Annotated in this window: 14 protein-coding genes and 5 pseudogenes; 9 read left to right on the plus strand and 10 right to left on the minus strand. The window is 57.5% G+C overall.

The window, feature by feature from the left end; all coding sequences use genetic code 11:
- Positions 1–151 precede the first annotated feature (151 nt).
- Together JZX87_RS29665 and JZX87_RS29670 are read left to right on the plus strand one after the other, a co-directional pair.
- Positions 152–1,165 carry an IS30 family transposase gene (locus tag JZX87_RS29665; RefSeq protein ID WP_206829455.1) on the plus strand — a complete coding sequence of 338 codons (1,014 nt, stop codon included), beginning with the start codon at positions 152–154 and terminating at the stop codon, positions 1,163–1,165.
- 174 nt (positions 1,166–1,339) lie between these two features.
- A pseudogene (locus tag JZX87_RS29670) lies at positions 1,340–1,924 on the plus strand (helix-turn-helix domain-containing protein); the annotation flags it as partial.
- Positions 1,925–1,967: 43 nt separating this feature from the next.
- On the opposite strand, the gene JZX87_RS29675 reads toward JZX87_RS29670, so the two are convergent.
- A complete protein-coding gene (locus JZX87_RS29675; RefSeq protein WP_206829456.1) occupies positions 1,968–2,573 on the minus strand; it encodes a hypothetical protein in 606 nt (201 codons plus the stop codon).
- 134 nt (positions 2,574–2,707) lie between these two features.
- The gene (locus JZX87_RS29680; protein ID WP_206829457.1) at positions 2,708–3,115 is read right to left on the minus strand and encodes a SyrB-like regulator; all 408 of its coding nucleotides are present in this window, start codon (positions 3,113–3,115) and stop codon (positions 2,708–2,710) included.
- Positions 3,116–3,915: 800 nt separating this feature from the next.
- Here JZX87_RS29680 and JZX87_RS29685 point away from each other — a divergent pair.
- Positions 3,916–4,113 (plus strand): annotated as a pseudogene (locus JZX87_RS29685) (ISNCY family transposase); the annotation flags it as partial.
- A gap of 512 nt (positions 4,114–4,625) precedes the next feature.
- On the opposite strand, the gene JZX87_RS29690 reads toward JZX87_RS29685, so the two are convergent.
- The 4 genes and pseudogenes from JZX87_RS29690 to JZX87_RS31680 form a co-directional block, all read right to left on the minus strand.
- Positions 4,626–4,988, minus strand: coding sequence for a transposase (locus tag JZX87_RS29690; protein ID WP_206829458.1), 363 nt, complete (start codon positions 4,986–4,988; stop codon positions 4,626–4,628).
- A gap of 57 nt (positions 4,989–5,045) precedes the next feature.
- The gene (locus tag JZX87_RS29695; protein ID WP_206829459.1) at positions 5,046–5,222 is read right to left on the minus strand and encodes a hypothetical protein; all 177 of its coding nucleotides are present in this window, start codon (positions 5,220–5,222) and stop codon (positions 5,046–5,048) included.
- Between the two features lie 96 nt (positions 5,223–5,318).
- Positions 5,319–6,530, minus strand: a pseudogene (locus tag JZX87_RS29700) (IS3 family transposase).
- A gap of 112 nt (positions 6,531–6,642) precedes the next feature.
- Positions 6,643–6,843, minus strand: a pseudogene (locus JZX87_RS31680) (IS110 family RNA-guided transposase); the annotation flags it as partial.
- 335 nt (positions 6,844–7,178) lie between these two features.
- On the opposite strand from JZX87_RS31680, the gene JZX87_RS29710 reads away from it, so the two are divergent.
- Positions 7,179–7,478, plus strand: coding sequence for a hypothetical protein (locus JZX87_RS29710; protein WP_206829460.1), 300 nt, complete (start codon positions 7,179–7,181; stop codon positions 7,476–7,478).
- Positions 7,478–7,903 (plus strand): type II toxin-antitoxin system VapC family toxin, encoded by a 426-nt coding sequence (locus tag JZX87_RS29715; RefSeq protein WP_206829461.1) that lies wholly within the window; start codon positions 7,478–7,480, stop codon positions 7,901–7,903. The genes JZX87_RS29710 and JZX87_RS29715 overlap by 1 nt, the downstream gene beginning before the upstream one ends.
- Positions 7,904–8,412: 509 nt before the next feature.
- Here JZX87_RS29715 and JZX87_RS29720 read toward each other — a convergent pair.
- Entirely contained in the window at positions 8,413–9,390 is a 978-nt protein-coding gene (locus tag JZX87_RS29720) for a GlxA family transcriptional regulator (protein WP_353654298.1), read from the minus strand.
- A 250-nt stretch (positions 9,391–9,640) separates the two neighbouring features.
- Between JZX87_RS29720 and JZX87_RS29725 the strand changes: the two genes are divergently transcribed.
- From JZX87_RS29725 to JZX87_RS29740, 4 genes and pseudogenes are all read left to right on the plus strand, one after another.
- Positions 9,641–10,477 carry an alpha/beta fold hydrolase gene (locus JZX87_RS29725; protein ID WP_206829470.1) on the plus strand — a complete coding sequence of 279 codons (837 nt, stop codon included), beginning with the start codon at positions 9,641–9,643 and terminating at the stop codon, positions 10,475–10,477.
- A 191-nt stretch (positions 10,478–10,668) separates the two neighbouring features.
- Positions 10,669–11,177: pseudogene (locus JZX87_RS29730) on the plus strand (Dps family protein).
- A gap of 166 nt (positions 11,178–11,343) precedes the next feature.
- The gene (locus JZX87_RS29735; RefSeq protein WP_206829463.1) at positions 11,344–12,819 is read left to right on the plus strand and encodes a sensor histidine kinase; all 1,476 of its coding nucleotides are present in this window, start codon (positions 11,344–11,346) and stop codon (positions 12,817–12,819) included.
- Positions 12,816–13,397: a response regulator transcription factor gene (locus JZX87_RS29740; RefSeq protein WP_206829464.1), complete on the plus strand. Its 582-nt coding sequence runs from the start codon at positions 12,816–12,818 to the stop codon at positions 13,395–13,397. The genes JZX87_RS29735 and JZX87_RS29740 overlap by 4 nt, the downstream gene beginning before the upstream one ends.
- A gap of 68 nt (positions 13,398–13,465) precedes the next feature.
- Here JZX87_RS29740 and JZX87_RS29745 read toward each other — a convergent pair whose 3' ends face one another.
- The 3 genes from JZX87_RS29745 to JZX87_RS29755 all read right to left on the minus strand — a co-directional run bounded on the left by JZX87_RS29745 (position 13,466) and on the right by JZX87_RS29755 (position 14,899).
- Complete coding sequence (locus JZX87_RS29745; RefSeq protein ID WP_148148764.1) at positions 13,466–14,023, minus strand: pyridoxamine 5'-phosphate oxidase family protein; 558 nt, start codon at positions 14,021–14,023, stop codon at positions 13,466–13,468.
- A gap of 86 nt (positions 14,024–14,109) precedes the next feature.
- The gene (locus tag JZX87_RS29750; RefSeq protein ID WP_183688555.1) at positions 14,110–14,280 is read right to left on the minus strand and encodes a hypothetical protein; all 171 of its coding nucleotides are present in this window, start codon (positions 14,278–14,280) and stop codon (positions 14,110–14,112) included.
- A 130-nt stretch (positions 14,281–14,410) separates the two neighbouring features.
- Positions 14,411–14,899 carry a GlcG/HbpS family heme-binding protein gene (locus JZX87_RS29755; protein ID WP_148148763.1) on the minus strand — a complete coding sequence of 163 codons (489 nt, stop codon included), beginning with the start codon at positions 14,897–14,899 and terminating at the stop codon, positions 14,411–14,413.
- Between the last annotated feature and the right edge of the window lie 86 nt (positions 14,900–14,985).

The following is a 14,985-nucleotide window of genomic DNA, read 5'->3' on the forward strand; positions in this document are numbered from 1 at the left end:
TGGTCGGTGTGCCGTATGGCGATCAGTTGGACATTTCTATTTTGCAAATCGTCGGACATTTCAACCTTGCCGCCACACTGTATGTAGCCGGGGCAGATTCCATTTTCAAATGCAACGAAGACAATAATGGCCATGGTTTCAGGAGGATGGAATGGCCCGCTCTTTTGTGCAGCTGAGTTTGGACGAACGCCGCATCATTTCGCGTATGCATGAGAAGAAGATCAGTCAGGCCGAGATCGCACGTACCCTTCGCCGCGACCGGTCGACAATCTGCCGGGAGCTGCGACGGAATTTCTGGCACGACCGCGAGGTTCCGATCGCCGAAGGATACTGGCACGTCACAGCGCATGGAATGGCGTCTGACCGGCGGCGCAAATACCGCAAGCTCCTGCGTGACCCCAGTCTATGTGCAGCCGTTATCGATCGCCTCAAGGACGGCTGGTCGCCGGAGCAGATTTCCGGTCGGCTGCGGCTTGCCAGTGGCGCAACGGCTCGGCTGAGCCATGAGACAATCTACCAGTATGTCTATTCTCGGGAGGGTCAGGATCAGCAACTGGGCCGGCACCTGCCTGAGCGCCGCCGCAGGCGGCGGCCGCGATACGCACGCAAACCCAGAAGCCTCGTCTTTCCAAACGAATGCGCTATTCGCAACAGGCCGGAAGCGATCAATTCGCGAAGCGAGTTCGGTCACTGGGAAGCAGATCTGATGATCTTCAGGAAGGAGCACGGTGCCGCCAACATCACGACCGTCGTCGAGCGCAAGAGCCGCTATACCCTGCTGTTTCGCAACAACGACAGGCGATCGAAGCCAATCATGAGCCAGTTGATCCGCCATCTGGCGCCCCTGCCCGCGCTGGCCCGCCAGAGCCTGACATTCGATCGAGGGCTGGAGTTTGTCTCATGGCGCGAGTTGGAGCACGGCATGGGAACGGCAGCCTGGTTTTGCGATCCGCAGGCGCCTTGGCAGAAAGGGACGGTGGAGAATACCAACAAGCGCGTCCGCCGTTACCTGCCGCCGGAAACGATTGTGCTTGAGGTCAGCAGTCAGCAGATCCGATCCCTCTGTGATCGGCTGAACGACACGCCGCTCAAGTGCCTGGGGTTTCAGACGCCCAAGGAGATGTTCAGCCGGCATCTATTGGCTTTAGAACGGCAATGCATGTAGATTTTCGAGCAGCGTTGCATTCAAGCTGGAACCAACACGGCTGTTTAGTAATGCGACAGTTGGGCCAGTTAGAGATGCGACAGTCTCGCCTCTCGACGCACTGGTCAAAGCCAACGTTGGGAGCAAGGATGACGATCTTCAGCCTGGTCGAGACCATGAGCGATCGGAGTCGTCATGTCCTGTTTGATCACCATGTCGCAGAAAGAATTGCATCGCCTCGAGCTTATCCAGACGATCCGTGACGAACGCCTGACCGTCGTCGAGGCCGCCGAACGGCTCGACCTCAGTCGAAGCCAGGTCCATCGGCTGCTACAAGCCTATGACCGGGATGGTCCGGCCGGGCTCGTTTCCAGGAAGCGATCTCGTCCGAGCAACCGGCGCCACAGCGAGGAGTTTCGCAATGCGGCGCTGGATCTGATCCGCGAAGGCTATCTAGATTTCGGTCCGACGCTGGCGCGTGAGAAGTTGATCGAGCTGCACCGGATTTCTGTCGCCAAGGAGACGCTGCGGCAATGGATGACCGAGGCTGGCATCTGGATCTCGCGTCGGGAACGCAAGAAGCGGGTTTTCCAGCCACGCGGCCGACGTGATTGCTTTGGCGAGCTGGTGCAGATCGATGGCTCGCATCATTGGTGGTTCGAGAACCGTGGTCCCAAATGCACCCTGCTCGCCTATATCGATGACGCGACCGGCAAGCTGCTACATCTACGGTTTGCCGGATCGGAGAACACATTCGACTATCTGCACGCGACCAAGGCATTAGGCCGAAGACCCGTGAGTGGTCGGCCTTCCACGTTCGCTTTCAATCCTGAAATCGGTCGAGCAGCCTTTTCAGCTGCGCGTTTTGAATCACAAGTTTTTCAGAGAGACAACGTCTCAACTCGGAAATCTCCTGGTTGAGTTGAAAGATCTCTCCCTCAATTGTGCTTTCGGCCACTGGCTTCGCGGTGTGGGCTTCTGCAGGAAGCGTTGTCGGGAGATGCGCCACCGGCGCTTTTACGGAACGCTTCATCCGTTCCGGCTTCGCCGTCAGTTCAACAGGTCCAGTTTCTGCGACGTCGCTAACGGCAGAGTCATTGGGGTGATCTGGGTCAATATCATTCGCAGCCTCAATCGCTACTGCATTCTGCGCATCGTTCAAGGCAACGGTTTGTTCCGCATTTTCAGATGCTAGCTCGGCTGGCGTCAGCGGCCCGTTTTTCACTCGCTCCGCTGCTGGCGCAACCGTGTCTGTGCCGCTTTGCACAACGGTAGAGCCATCGAGGCCCGCATTTGCGATCGCTTGATCTTCGGCAGGACGATGCTCAATCGCGATAACGTTACGAGCCTTATCTCTTGATCCGGATTTCTGATCCTCAGGTGCTTTTCGCAACACCAAGTTTGAAAAAAATCTCCATGGTGTTCTCATCGGATCTCAACCTCATTATCTATGAGCGACACATATGCGGTCGCAATTTCAACGGTGCCGGGCTCAGAAGATGGAGCCCGGCAAACAGGTTCATCAAATGCCTTTGTTGAGAGGCCTTTGAGCTTTCTTACGCGTCACTTCTGGCCAAGGCGCTTGCGAAGGTCCGCGTTTTCATCGCGCAGTTTCATGGCCAACTGCTTACGCAGGTTTTTGTTCTCTTCTTCGAGCTTGAGCAAATCGGCGATATCGTCGATCGCTTCGACTGGAGCTGCTGCCTTTTTAGTTACCGAACGTGGTGCCTTCGCCGCCGGCTTCGTAACTTCGCTGGATTTGGCGGCTTTTGAGGCTGCAGCCTTTGTACCGCGCTTAGCGCGAGCAGCCTTGGCTGGTGCGTCAGCAACGTCGGGAGGAACAACAGGCGTTACCGCCTCTGCAACTACCTTCGGACGTCGCGGCGCGCGTGTCTTTTTTTCTGCTTTAGGTGCCGTGGTTTCAGGGGAAACGGCGCTCGTAATATTGCTCGTAATGTTCTCGTCAGCCATGAATGATCTCCTGTGTGGGCCGCTGCTTTTCACAACTCTGTTTATCGCATAGGCGAGGATTTGACAGAGCTACATTGCCGCTTACGCGAACAAGCTTGTGCGGCACTCACGCAATAGCAGTTTGCGGGCGCTGCCTCTGTATTTTTTTTGCGTGTGCTTACGCTCGCATTCTGCTACTGAATAATCCTGACGATAGCGCATTGGTCACCTGTACCTCATCGCATCAGAAATCTCGGCAAAGCCCTAGGCAGTGTCCCCATAAACGGGATTCATCTCGTTACTTCGTTCAGATGTTAAGGTGTTTCTCTTGGATCTCTATTTGCAGCCATGTCCTCCGTGTGCTGAAGTCTTTCATGCACACTTCGCAAGGTTCGAAGAGAAGCGCGATATGCGATCAAATTCCGCGCGTCTTCATCTTGAGCGGTCGGGTGAATCTCTTCCGCCGTGAGATCTCTTCGGCGGCTTACTATTTCGGCGATTCCCGCTTGATAGATAGCGATTTGCTCTTCGATAAATCTCTTCATGAAAACCCGGTGTTCTTGCCTATGGGGTGGTAGTGACATGAAGGTAGAGCCGATTAAGCCTCGCGTCTCGCCGGGGTTTACTCCACCGGAAGCCATGCTAGATGGCTTGGGCACGGGATGTCAAATCGCTGCCGCAAGCGACCGCATCGCATGGCGTTAAAAGCCCTGCTGCAGCTTTCGGATCGCAGCGGGGCCGAGGAACCTACCTTGAGATGGACAAAACAAGGTCGGTGGCTGAGAAACCGGAAACACTGAGAAAGGTTCCGCCACGCGCCCCGCCGCACCGGAGTACAGCTGACCGTTTTGTTCGAGCGCGAGCGGATCATGCTGGCGAAAACGGAGGTGACGCGTGGTGTGGTGGGGCGCTATGGCGAGACCTATGCCTATTCGTGCGGTCGGCTGAACGTACGTTGGAAGCGGTATTCCCTGCTTTATAAGGTGTTCGACAGAACGCGTTCCCAGCGCAAGCAGCACAGATTGAAGTTGCGCTTGAAGGTGCATTGCGATTCTCTAATATTCTACCGGTGGAATCAGTACATGTCGTCAATGAGCACTCTGGATAGCATTTTATTTGTAGCCCAGGCGGTCGGTGAAGCTTCTCTGTTGGTTGTACAGGCTCAATAACAAGCCGGTAAAGCGGTGGGCTCAGACCGTGGATCCGCAAACGCAGGAGGCTTGCGATGCCACCAAGATGAACCATTGACAAAAAACCTTCTGTGGTTGCCGCCCATAGTGCAAGAAGTTTTTGCCCATCTGAACGTGTGGTCGAGTGCGGTCTTCTGTCAGGCCTTTCATTGCAGCATTTCGCAAGACCGCTGGCCGGTATGGTGATCTGCCGATCAGATCTAAATCTGATGTGCGAGCTGCAACGCTCACAAGTTTTTCCTGGTTTTCCTGATCCACATCGGTTCGATCATTGCGCCCATTCAGGTCATCGACTTCTCATACCTCTTTCACCGGAAGCATCGTATTCTGCACAGCATCGATCATGCCGCTGCTGCCAATAGGTTCTCCCGGTAATCTTCCTTTTTCGTCAGCATGGCCCAGATTTTCCGCGCCATCTTATTGGCCAGAGCAATGGCGACAAGCATTTTCGGTTTACGTATCAGCATGCGTGCGAGCCAGGAGCCTGGCGTTGGTTTACGGCTCACCACTCGCACTTGTGACATGGCGCCGATGATCAAAAGCCTGCGGATGTCAGCCTGCCCCGGTTTAGACAAACGACCAAGCCGCTCTTTGCCTCCAGAAGAGAATTGTCGTGGCACGAGGCCAAGCCAGGCTGCAAAATCACGACCAGACCGGAAGCTCGCCATTGCGGGTGCAAATGCTTCGATTGCCAGAGAGATCATAGGACCGACACGCGGCATGGTCTGAAGACGCTTTGTCGCAATGCCATTCCTGGAAGGTCAGTCAGTTGGGTCGTCTTCATCCTTGATGCGGTTTGTTTTTTCGTCGATCTGCACCAGAAGATCACGGCATTCTTCCCGCACAATACCCGGTAACTCTATCCCGTCATCGGCGATGATAGCATCAATGCGCTTGATATGGGCTATGCCCTGCGGAACGATCTGTCCAAAACTCATAGAGCACTGCTCGCAGCGCGTTCACCAGTTCAGTACGCTGATGAACAAGCCGTTCCCGTCCTCGTGGAGTGCCCCCCATTTCGCCGGACAGATCAGCTATTGAGACAATGATTTGATGAACTCCCTTGGGGAGGCCATTTTCAGCGCTGAGTGTGGATGGATTTCATTATAGTCTTCGATCCATCCGTCGATCTTCCGGAGAGCTGTTTCGGCGTCCGGAATGGGTGAGATGCGTATGTAGTCCCGCTTCAAGGTTTTGACGAAAGCCTTCGACATGCCGTTGGACTGAGGGCTGGCAACGGGCGTGAAGCATGGGATCAGGTTGAGCGCTTGAGCAAACAGCCTGGTCTCCCTCGCGGTGTATGCACTGCCGTTATCAGACAGATGTTCGATTGCGTGCGGGGCACTGGTTGCGTTGAAGCGCTTTTCGACGGCCTCCAACATCATGTCTCGAATGTCGGAGCCGGATATCCCGGCATTGGCGACGGCTGCCCATGAGATAATTTCCCAGTCAAACGCATCGATAATGAACGCGAGACGAACCACCTCGCCATTCCAGCAAGTGAACTCAAGCCCGTCCGAGCACCAGCGAAGGTTAGACCGCATCACCATGACCTTGCGTCGTGGACACGAGCAATTCGCACCGCCGTGTGTTTCTCAAGGATCATGGCGTGATTGGCCATGATGCGATGCACTCGCTTGCGATTGACGACGGGCAGATCGGCGGCTCGCCGCTGCCTGTTGAGAAGGGCAGCGATCCGCCGATAGCCGTAGGTCGGCCGAGCATCCACAAGTCTGCGAATGGCAGGCAGCAGTTCGGCATCGTCCGCTTTGAGATACGGCCCACGCGGCTTGGACTTGCCTTTAAGACGCTCGACGAGATCCGAACGCGATACGCCCAGGACATCTGGTACCGTCTTCATCGGGAACCGTCCTTCGGCAACAAGATCGGCCGCGATATCGGTTTTTTTGAGTGGGCTTTGGAAGAGCTTCGCGGAGAATCTCGTTCTCCATCGTCTTGCGCCCGAGGATGCGCTCAAGCTCGCGCACTCGATCTTCCAGCTTCTTCACCTCGGAATTGCCGATCACTGGCTCGTCAGAATCCACGGCCACCGCACCTCCCTCGCTTAGGAGCCTACGCCAGCGGTACAGAAGATTTGGCGCAACTCCATGTCGCCGAGCCGCAGAGGAAACGGTCTCCCCTTGGGCATAGCTTTCCTCGATGATCTGCAGTTTGCGTTCCGTTGTCCAGCGTCGCCGCCGGACGTCACCGATCATCAGATCAACCTGTCGAAACTCGTTAGACATAAGCTTATCCTCAAGCCTGTGCTTGAGCCTTCCTGCTTATGCTGAGTGTCCGGTCGAAAGTGGGGGCAGTTCACCTCGAAAGAGCACAGCCTTGGCTTGCTGGTCCTGCGTTTTTAGGTTCTACGAACCGCATTTCCGGCTGACGCGCCGCAATGGCGATCGCTTCGGCGTCGGCCATGTCATTTTTCTGCCGCTTTACGAATGGGCGAACGTATTGTGGCACAATCAGCCTCACCTCGTGGCCACAGGCCGTCAATTCTCGCGCCCAATAGTGAGCGCTGCCACAAGCTTCCAGAACGACAACGGAGGGCTGGATGACGCAGCATGAATTGAACGAACTGACCGCGCGACAACTTCTTGCGAAACTGCAGATCGCCCGTCATCGACGTCCCATGAAGCACGATGGTATTCATTGCCAGGTCAATGCCGATCATTGTATCCTTCATTTGCCGCTCTCCATTTCGTAGCTAGACTACACTTTTGGCACATTGATGCCGGGTGGGAAGGGCGGCAAACATCCCATCTGATGTGCGGAATCGAACCATCGACCGGAGATTTGCCGGTTTGCAAATCTTAGCAAAGTCCAGGGCTGGTCTTGTGGGCTGAAACCTTTCCGGCTATATTACCGGGAATAGCTGGGAGGTCGAAATGTCCAGTTCCCAGACCCGCGCAATTCAAAACTACAGATCCCGCTTGAGTGACCGTGGGCTCGCTCGTTTCGAGGTACTGGGCCGCGACGCCGATCCTGATCTCATCAGAATGTTAGCGCGCCGCCTCGCAGAAAATGGCCCGGAGTCCGCCAAACTACGTGCGGCTGTGAATGATACCATCAATGGTGAGCCACCCCAAAAAGGCGGAATTCTCGCAGCGCTTCGTCGCTCGCCATTTCTCGGCGCTAATGTTGAAATCTCTCGTCAGCGTGAAGAAGGTCGTGAGATCGATATTTAATGCGCTACCTTCTCGATACCAATATCCTGAGCAGGAAGCCGGAGCCATCGGCCGCTTTGATGACGTGGATGGCCGATCAGACCGACGAGGATCTTTTTATCGCTTCCCTTACCGTGGCTGAAATCCACAAAGGCATCTTGGACAAGCCCGCCGGCAAGAAGCGGACTTCTCTCGAGACCTGGTTTGTTGGTGATGATGGGCCGCAGCATCTCTTTGCTAATCGTATCCTACCTTTTGACGAAACGGCGGCACTCATATGGGCGCGATTGATGGCCGAAGGAAAAGCAATCGGGCGATCACGCAGTGGCCTTGATACCATCATCGCGGCGACAGCCCAGGCGAACGGATGCATCGTCGTGACCGACAATGAGAAAGACTTTTACGGCATAGAGATATTCAACCCGCTTCGCACCGGCAAAGGCTGAGGAACAACTACCTCCCGACCAAGCCATTTTGACGACGCTGATGGGCAGCGCTGCGCTTTGTGCGCTCCGGCTGCCTCACGCCGGTCGCGAGGCCGCGCCCCGCACCTGACATGGCCGCAACCACGGGCTCCGCCGTGAATTGCCCCCCGGGTTCTGATCCGAGCTGATGTGCAGACAGCTCGGATCCTCGGGTAGCTTTCGGTGGCGGCCGCTGTCGATCGCCCAAGCCGGGCGCGACATAGCCCACCCGTCGGTGTCCATCGCGGAGCGATTTAAGCTTCTGACCACAAATTCCGTTATGATCGATCGCGCGTTTGCCCACCCACACCAGCGCGATTTTCCGTTGAAAGCGTTGGGCGTCCGGCCGGGCCTTCCAGATGGTGGTTCACGCTCCGTCATGGCGATGAACCGGGATTGGCCGGAAGCAAGAGCACCGTCGATCACCAGATGCATTGCAAAGACGAAGCGGAGATCGCAGCCCACGTTACGATGGGGCATCTCCGAAGTGATCAAATGCGCGCGTCGCCACGATAGACGTTTGGCTTCGCGCCCGTCAACCGGCCAAACACCTTCCGAAACGCTGCCGGATCCGTATAGCCGACCGCCCAGGCAATGCTCTCGACCGAACCATTTGTCGTCTCGAGCAACTGCCGCGCCTTCATGATGCGGACGTTCTGCAGATATTCGGTCAGCTTCAGCCGTGTCGCGCGAAAAAAGCGGCGCTGTAGCGTCCTTTCCGAAAGCCGCACGCTATCCGCCAGTTCACCGATCGATTTTTGCAGCTCCGGTGTCGCATGAAACTGATGCTGGACCTGCAGCACCTCCTTGTCGCCGTGATCGAAGCGCGGAAGAAACGCCTTGTACTGGCTCTGGCTGCGACGCGGCGGATCGACGACGAGAAACCGCGCCGTCTCCAGCATCACAGCCTGCCCGAGGAGCTTTTCGACAAGCAGCAGGCCGAGATCGGCCCAGGCGAGAATGCCGCCGGCAGTGATGACGTCACCATCGTCGATGATCATATTGTCGGGCGAGACGTCGATATTGGGAAACTGTTCGGCAAGCCTTTCGGCAAAAGCCCAGTGGGTCGTGGCACGCCGGCCGTCGATCAGCCCGGTGTCGGCAAGGACAAACGCACCGGCACAGATCGAACAGACGGTCACACCGCGCGCATGCTGGGACGCGAGCCATTGCGACGCGGGGCTCATGCTCTGCATTTTCTCCGGCATGATGATGCTCGGCGGCGCGATAACGTAGCTCAGCGAGTGCGCAATTTCGGGGTGTGAGTCCCATGTGCAGGACACATCTCCATCCTCCATCTTCCAGTAGCTGACGCGGATGGTGCGAAGGCTTGTCGGCGTCTGCAGGTTCGTCGACCAGTCGCTGGCGACGCGAAACAGATCGGTTAATCCATAGACGGCGGCCAACTGACAATCCGGGTAGACCAGCAGCCCCACCTCTATGAAATCAGCTTTTTTGCGTTTTGCCACTTTTGCCTCGGATAAAGTCATTTCCGCCACGTGTTTCTGCCAGAAGATCGCGATACCCTCTCCTTGTCAAATACGGAATTCGCAAACACAGCGCGACAGGAGAAATACAATGGCATCCGATACAGATCGGTTTTTCGTGTCGAGACGCAGCGTCCTGCTCGGGAGCCTCGCACTTGCCAGTGTGAGCATTCCGGCGCTCGCCTTCTCACACACCTCTTCGACTAACAGTTCATCACAAGGAGATATCGACATGGGCTTCGTTACAACCAAGGACGGCACTGAAATCTTTTACAAGGACTGGGGTCCGAAGGACGCACAGCCGATCGTCTTCCACCACGGCTGGCCGCTATCGTCGGATGACTGGGATGCGCAGATGCTATTCTTCCTCTCGAAAGGTTATCGCGTCGTCGCCCACGATCGGCGTGGCCATGGCCGGTCGGCACAGGTCGCCGATGGTCACGATATGGATCACTACGCAGCCGACGCCTTCGCTGTCGTCCAGGCACTCGACCTGAAGAACGCGATCCATATCGGCCATTCCACCGGCGGCGGGGAAGTCGCTCGTTATGTTGCAAAGCATGGCCAGAAGGCCGGCCGCGTTGCCAAGGCTGTTCTCGTCGCTGCCGTACCGCCGCTGATGGTCAAGACCGCTGCCAACCCTGAGGGTTTGCCGATCGAAGTCTTTGACGGTTTCCGCTCGGCACTTGCCGCCAACCGCGCCCAGTTTTTCCGCGACGTTCCGGCCGGCCCATTCTACGGTTTCAACCGGGATGGCGCCAAGGTGCAGGAAGGCGTAATCCAGAATTGGTGGCGCCAGGGCATGATCGGTAGCGCCAAGGCCCATTACGACGGCATCAAGGCCTTCTCGGAAACCGACCAGACCGAAGACCTGAAGGCGATCACCCTACCGACGCTGGTGCTTCACGGCGAAGACGACCAGATCGTGCCGATTGCGGATGCGGCCCTGAAGTCGATCAAGCTTCTGAAGAACGGCCATATCAAGACCTATCCCGGCTTCTCGCACGGCATGCTGACCGTCAATGCAGACGTCCTGAACGAGGATCTGCTGGCCTTCATCAAGGGCTGAACCTGATCCGGTGTGGGTGATCCATGCCGCAGCCCTCTTGGGCCAATGGAGACACGGGAGGGGCGTCAGCGCCCCTCTTAGACGACCTCCACTAGGCAGGTCGCGCCCCGCCTCCGCGCAAGCACTGCCCCGACGCAGCCATGGGCGATATAGACAATGCATTTCCAGAAAGGGAATAGGACCATGGACCAATCAGTCAATTGCGTGGCGCTGCTGCGCTGAAAACGCCTACAGGACTGAGTAGCGACGCGGTGAAGGACATCTCCGCCGGCGCAACCGCCGTGTTGGCGGATGTGTTCCCGCTCTATCTCAAAACCAAGAACTTCCACTGGCACATGTCCGGATCGCATTTCCGTGACTACCATCTGCTGCTCGACGAGCATGGCGACGAACTGTTTGCAATGACCGACCCGTTGGCCGAGCGCGTCCGCAAGGTCGGCGGCAGGACGCTGCGTTCTATCGGCGACATCTCGCGCAGCAACGCATTGCCGACAATGACGCCGTTTTCGTCCATCCGCATGAAATGCTCGCCGAGCTGCGCGACAACAATGGCAGCCTTATCGCAAGCATGCGCTCGCTGCATAACGTCTGTGACGAGTATAACGACGTCGCGACCGCCAGCCTGCCCGAGAACTGGATCGATGAGACCGAGAAGCGTGTCTGGTTCCTGTTCGAGACCCTGAGCGACACCAACGGTTGATCGTTTGAACGTCGGGGATGCGGCAATCCTGTCCCGGTAGGATTACCGATTGCCGCTTTCCTCCCGATGAGTATTGATTTGACCATCAATCACTCACCCACGGAGTGGATGTCTCGCGGCATCCTGTCTAATGCGACGATTTCTGAACGAACAACCCCATCTCGCTATGGCCACCGTAATATGGGTCGCGGCCAGTGCGCTGTCGGTTCTGGTTCTCGCTGCGGTCGAATATCGGTCGGGTCGGCAGGAGCTCTTTGAGAGAGCAGGTAGCACCGAAACGCTTCTCGCCGAAAAACTGGCGCAGCACGATGCGCATCTGAGCGCGCTTGGCGCAATCGTCCGGATGTCGCCAGTAGAGCCGTCGCCGAGCATTCAGGGCCTGTCGGAAAACATTCTGGTCCGATACCCCCGTATCGTCGAAATCGCCACGTTCCGTCTCGACGCCGGTGCGGCGCGGATTTTCCGTTATGGCAAGCCCGCCGGAGCCACAGAGGAAAGCGGGCGCCCGCTCGCCGAACTACCAAAACTCTTCAATGTCGGCGATATCGCGAGCCGCGCCCTGCCCGGCGAGCAGGCCTACGATATCTTCAAACTTGTCGAACCCGGCCGGGTCCTGCGTCTGCGGATTGATGCCAATGCGTTGCTGGACGGTGAGAGGGCATCCCGGGATTATTCCACGACGCTGACGTTGAACGACGAGACGCTCGCTGCACACGGTGGCACCGAGCGTGCGCTCCTGGCCGCCACGACAAGGATCGCGATGACGAGCCATACCCAACCGCTCCAGTTGGAAATCAGCCGGTATTTTGGCCCCGGTGAACTCGTTCCGCTTCGGTTGGCCGTTCCGCTGATAATTGGCTGGGCAGCGGTCATCTGGTTGGTTGCGTCCTATAGGGAAACCCAGGCCGAACGCCGTCGTCACGAGGCAAGGGCAGCGCTACTGAAGCAGGAAGCGATGCTCGCTCATGCAGGGCGCGTCAACGCTCTTGGTGAGATGGCCTCCGGCATCGCCCATGAACTAGCGCAGCCGGTGACAGCAATGCTCAGTCAGAGCCAGGCGGCAAGACGCGCCTTGGCCATCGGCCGCCAAGATATCCTCGAAAAGGCACTCGACGCCAACATTCGCGAAGCCAAGCGCGCGGGGGACATCCTCGGACGCATGCGGGCCTACATCTCGGGCGCGCCGGCCGATATCAAAATGGTCCCCCTCGATGAAGCGATCACCGAGGCCATGCGCCTCGTCGAAGCGGACATCAAAGCACGGGCCATCAGCCTCAATATGGTCATTTTCCCCGATCTGCCCGTCGTGCCGATCGATGTGGTTTCCTTTCAGCAGGTTATTCATAACCTCGTTCGCAACGCTGCGGATGCGGTCGCCAGATGTCCCTCTCCTCTCATTACACTGACAGCTCGGCGCGAAGGAGACGGCGTTGCCATTGAGGTCGCGGACAATGGGCCAGGCATCGAGACCGGCTCGCTCCATCGGATTTTTGAACCATTCTTCACCACAAAACCTGACGGGATGGGCCTTGGCCTGCCTCTATCGTCGCGACTGATCGAGCGCATGAATGGCAGTCTCGAGGCACATAATAACGGCGGCGCCACCTTCGTCATCCGCCTGCCACTGGGAGAGCCCGCATGATCTACCTCGTCGACGACGACCTCGCGGTACGAGAGGCCATGACGCTTCTGCTCGCCACCTACGGCAAAGAGGTCACGGCCTTCCCTGATGCCGCCCACCTGCTCGCCCATGTGGAAAAGTCGAAACCGGGAGTCATGCTCCTCGATCTCAGGATGCCTGCCATCAGCGGACTGCAGCTTCTGAAGAAGCTTGAGGATCTCGGCATCCGCTGGCCGGCCATCATGATCACGGGACACGGCGACGTGGAAGCATGCCGTCGCGCATTCAAGGCCGGCGTCGTCGACTTTCTTGCAAAGCCGGTCGATGAGCATCTTTTGATGGAAACGATTGCAACTTGCGAGGCCGCGCTCGACGAGCTTCTCATCTGCCACGAGAACAGTCAGTTGCTGAAGCATCTCACCTCTCGGGAACGGGAAGTGATTGAGCTCGTGTCCAAAGGATTTGGAAGCAAGGACATCGCGGCCGCGCTCGACGTGTCGGTCCGGACCGTCGACAGTCATCGGGCGAGCATCGCAACGAAACTCGGAACACCGGCAGTCGCGGAGCAAACCCGCATCTGGCTCATGGCGCATCGGTAATGCAAGGCACGCCAACTGCCATTATTACTTAATACGAGCCAGCTGGCTCGAAAATGTTCGCGGCTCGGCTAGGCGTCGTCGAACATTCCAGTGGGTAGGCCATCCATGCTGTATGTATTCTTTTCCCGACGATAGACCTCGATACCATCCGGGCCTTTTGCAGCGGTCCATTGGTCGAGGCTTGGCCGTTCGGCTTTGTAGTCGAACAGAGGGACGCCGAAGCCGCAGGAGGTTTGAACCAGGTCGATGTCCAGCAGAATGACCTGCCGGGCTCCTGAGGGTTCCGAACCGTTGTAGTGGCTGATCAGGATATTCTCGTATTCGGGACTGTCGCGGCGGATGGCCCGCCCGCGACCGTAAAGGCGCAAGATCATCGGTGGCCCTTCGACCGCACAGAACATGATCGTCAGCCGACCATCCGCGCGCAAATGCGCGGCGGTCTCGTTTCCACTCCCGGTCCTATCCAGATAGACCACCGTATTTGCATCAACCACCCGCAGACAGCCCGTCTCCCTCGGCGAAATATTCACCCGGGATTGGCCGGTCGCCGAGGCTGTGAAGAAGATATGCTGCCGACCGATAAAGTCCTTGAGACGAGCGTCAATGCTCTCGAATTGCTTTGCCACGGCCGATGCGTCCTCTTGATCACAAATATGGAAGATAACCACCTAACCTGCAGGAGACCACGCCTCCGTAGGTGGCTGCAATGGTGTCACGGTAGGTTCAGGTCCAACCCGAGCATTCGGCTCAAGGAGAACGCGAAAAGCCCGACGGCAGCTAGCGCGATCGTAAACAACGCGATCACCTTGCCGCCGGTTTGCAGCAACGCTCGCGTCGTCCCCTTCTCTCCCTGGTCGTACTGCCATTTGACGGCGAAATACATCGCCACCCCCAAAGCGATAACCTTGAACGTTGCAAAGACTATAGGAACCCAGTCATACGGAAAACTCTCGTGCGAGAAAGCGGCCCAGGGGCGTCGGCTACTTCGTTCGACGCCCCCTGACATCGCGGGGTTAGTTGATGCGGGCGCTGACCTTTTCGATCGCCTCGTTTGCGCATGCCTCGTCCAGATTGCCGCCCGGTGCGCCTGCAACGCCGATCGCACCGATCGTATCCTTGCCGGCCTTGATCGGAACACCACCGGCCAGGACGAGGAAGCCCGGGATATCCGCCATCCCGGCAGCAACCGGGTTCTTGGAAACGTTTTCGGCGATCGCGCTGGTGGGATTGCGCGACGACGCCGAGGTGAAGGCCTTCTGCGTAGACGCATTGACGGTATGCGGACCTGCATTCTGGGAGCGCACCAGTGCAAGAAGGACACCCGACCGGTCGGTCACGGCGGCCGACACGTTGTAACCATCGGCGGTGCATGCAGAGACGGCCGCCTGAGCGATATCGACCGCGAGCGTGGTTGCGATGCTGGTCTGCTGCACAGTGTCCTGGGCAACCGAGGGGGCCGTTATAAGCGCGCTGGCGGCGAGAGCGATCAGAAGAGTTTTCATCTTGGCAACTTTCTTTCGGTTGTTGATGGCTGTGAGCTTACAGGGAGCCATGATGGGGTGAATTCGGGTGGTCACCGATTGGGATC

This window comes from Agrobacterium sp. Ap1, from assembly GCF_017313375.1.
Classification (GTDB): Bacteria; Pseudomonadota; Alphaproteobacteria; order Rhizobiales; family Rhizobiaceae; genus Neorhizobium; species Neorhizobium cellulosilyticum.

What these genes read in the sequence shown, in the direction of transcription:
- JZX87_RS29665 (WP_206829455.1), top strand. Translation starts at nt 152, where the DNA reads ATGGCCCGCTCTTTTGTGCAGCTGAGTTTGGACGAACGCCGCATCATT.
- JZX87_RS29675 (WP_206829456.1), bottom strand. Translation starts at nt 2,573, where the DNA reads ATGAGAACACCATGGAGATTTTTTTCAAACTTGGTGTTGCGAAAAGCA.
- JZX87_RS29680 (WP_206829457.1), bottom strand. Translation starts at nt 3,115, where the DNA reads ATGGCTGACGAGAACATTACGAGCAATATTACGAGCGCCGTTTCCCCT.
- JZX87_RS29690 (WP_206829458.1), bottom strand. Translation starts at nt 4,988, where the DNA reads ATGATCTCTCTGGCAATCGAAGCATTTGCACCCGCAATGGCGAGCTTC.
- JZX87_RS29695 (WP_206829459.1), bottom strand. Translation starts at nt 5,222, where the DNA reads ATGAGTTTTGGACAGATCGTTCCGCAGGGCATAGCCCATATCAAGCGC.
- JZX87_RS29710 (WP_206829460.1), top strand. Translation starts at nt 7,179, where the DNA reads ATGTCCAGTTCCCAGACCCGCGCAATTCAAAACTACAGATCCCGCTTG.
- JZX87_RS29715 (WP_206829461.1), top strand. Translation starts at nt 7,478, where the DNA reads ATGCGCTACCTTCTCGATACCAATATCCTGAGCAGGAAGCCGGAGCCA.
- JZX87_RS29725 (WP_206829470.1), top strand. Translation starts at nt 9,641, where the DNA reads ATGGGCTTCGTTACAACCAAGGACGGCACTGAAATCTTTTACAAGGAC.
- JZX87_RS29735 (WP_206829463.1), top strand. Translation starts at nt 11,344, where the DNA reads ATGGCCACCGTAATATGGGTCGCGGCCAGTGCGCTGTCGGTTCTGGTT.
- JZX87_RS29740 (WP_206829464.1), top strand. Translation starts at nt 12,816, where the DNA reads ATGATCTACCTCGTCGACGACGACCTCGCGGTACGAGAGGCCATGACG.
- JZX87_RS29750 (WP_183688555.1), bottom strand. Translation starts at nt 14,280, where the DNA reads ATGTATTTCGCCGTCAAATGGCAGTACGACCAGGGAGAGAAGGGGACG.
- JZX87_RS29755 (WP_148148763.1), bottom strand. Translation starts at nt 14,899, where the DNA reads ATGAAAACTCTTCTGATCGCTCTCGCCGCCAGCGCGCTTATAACGGCC.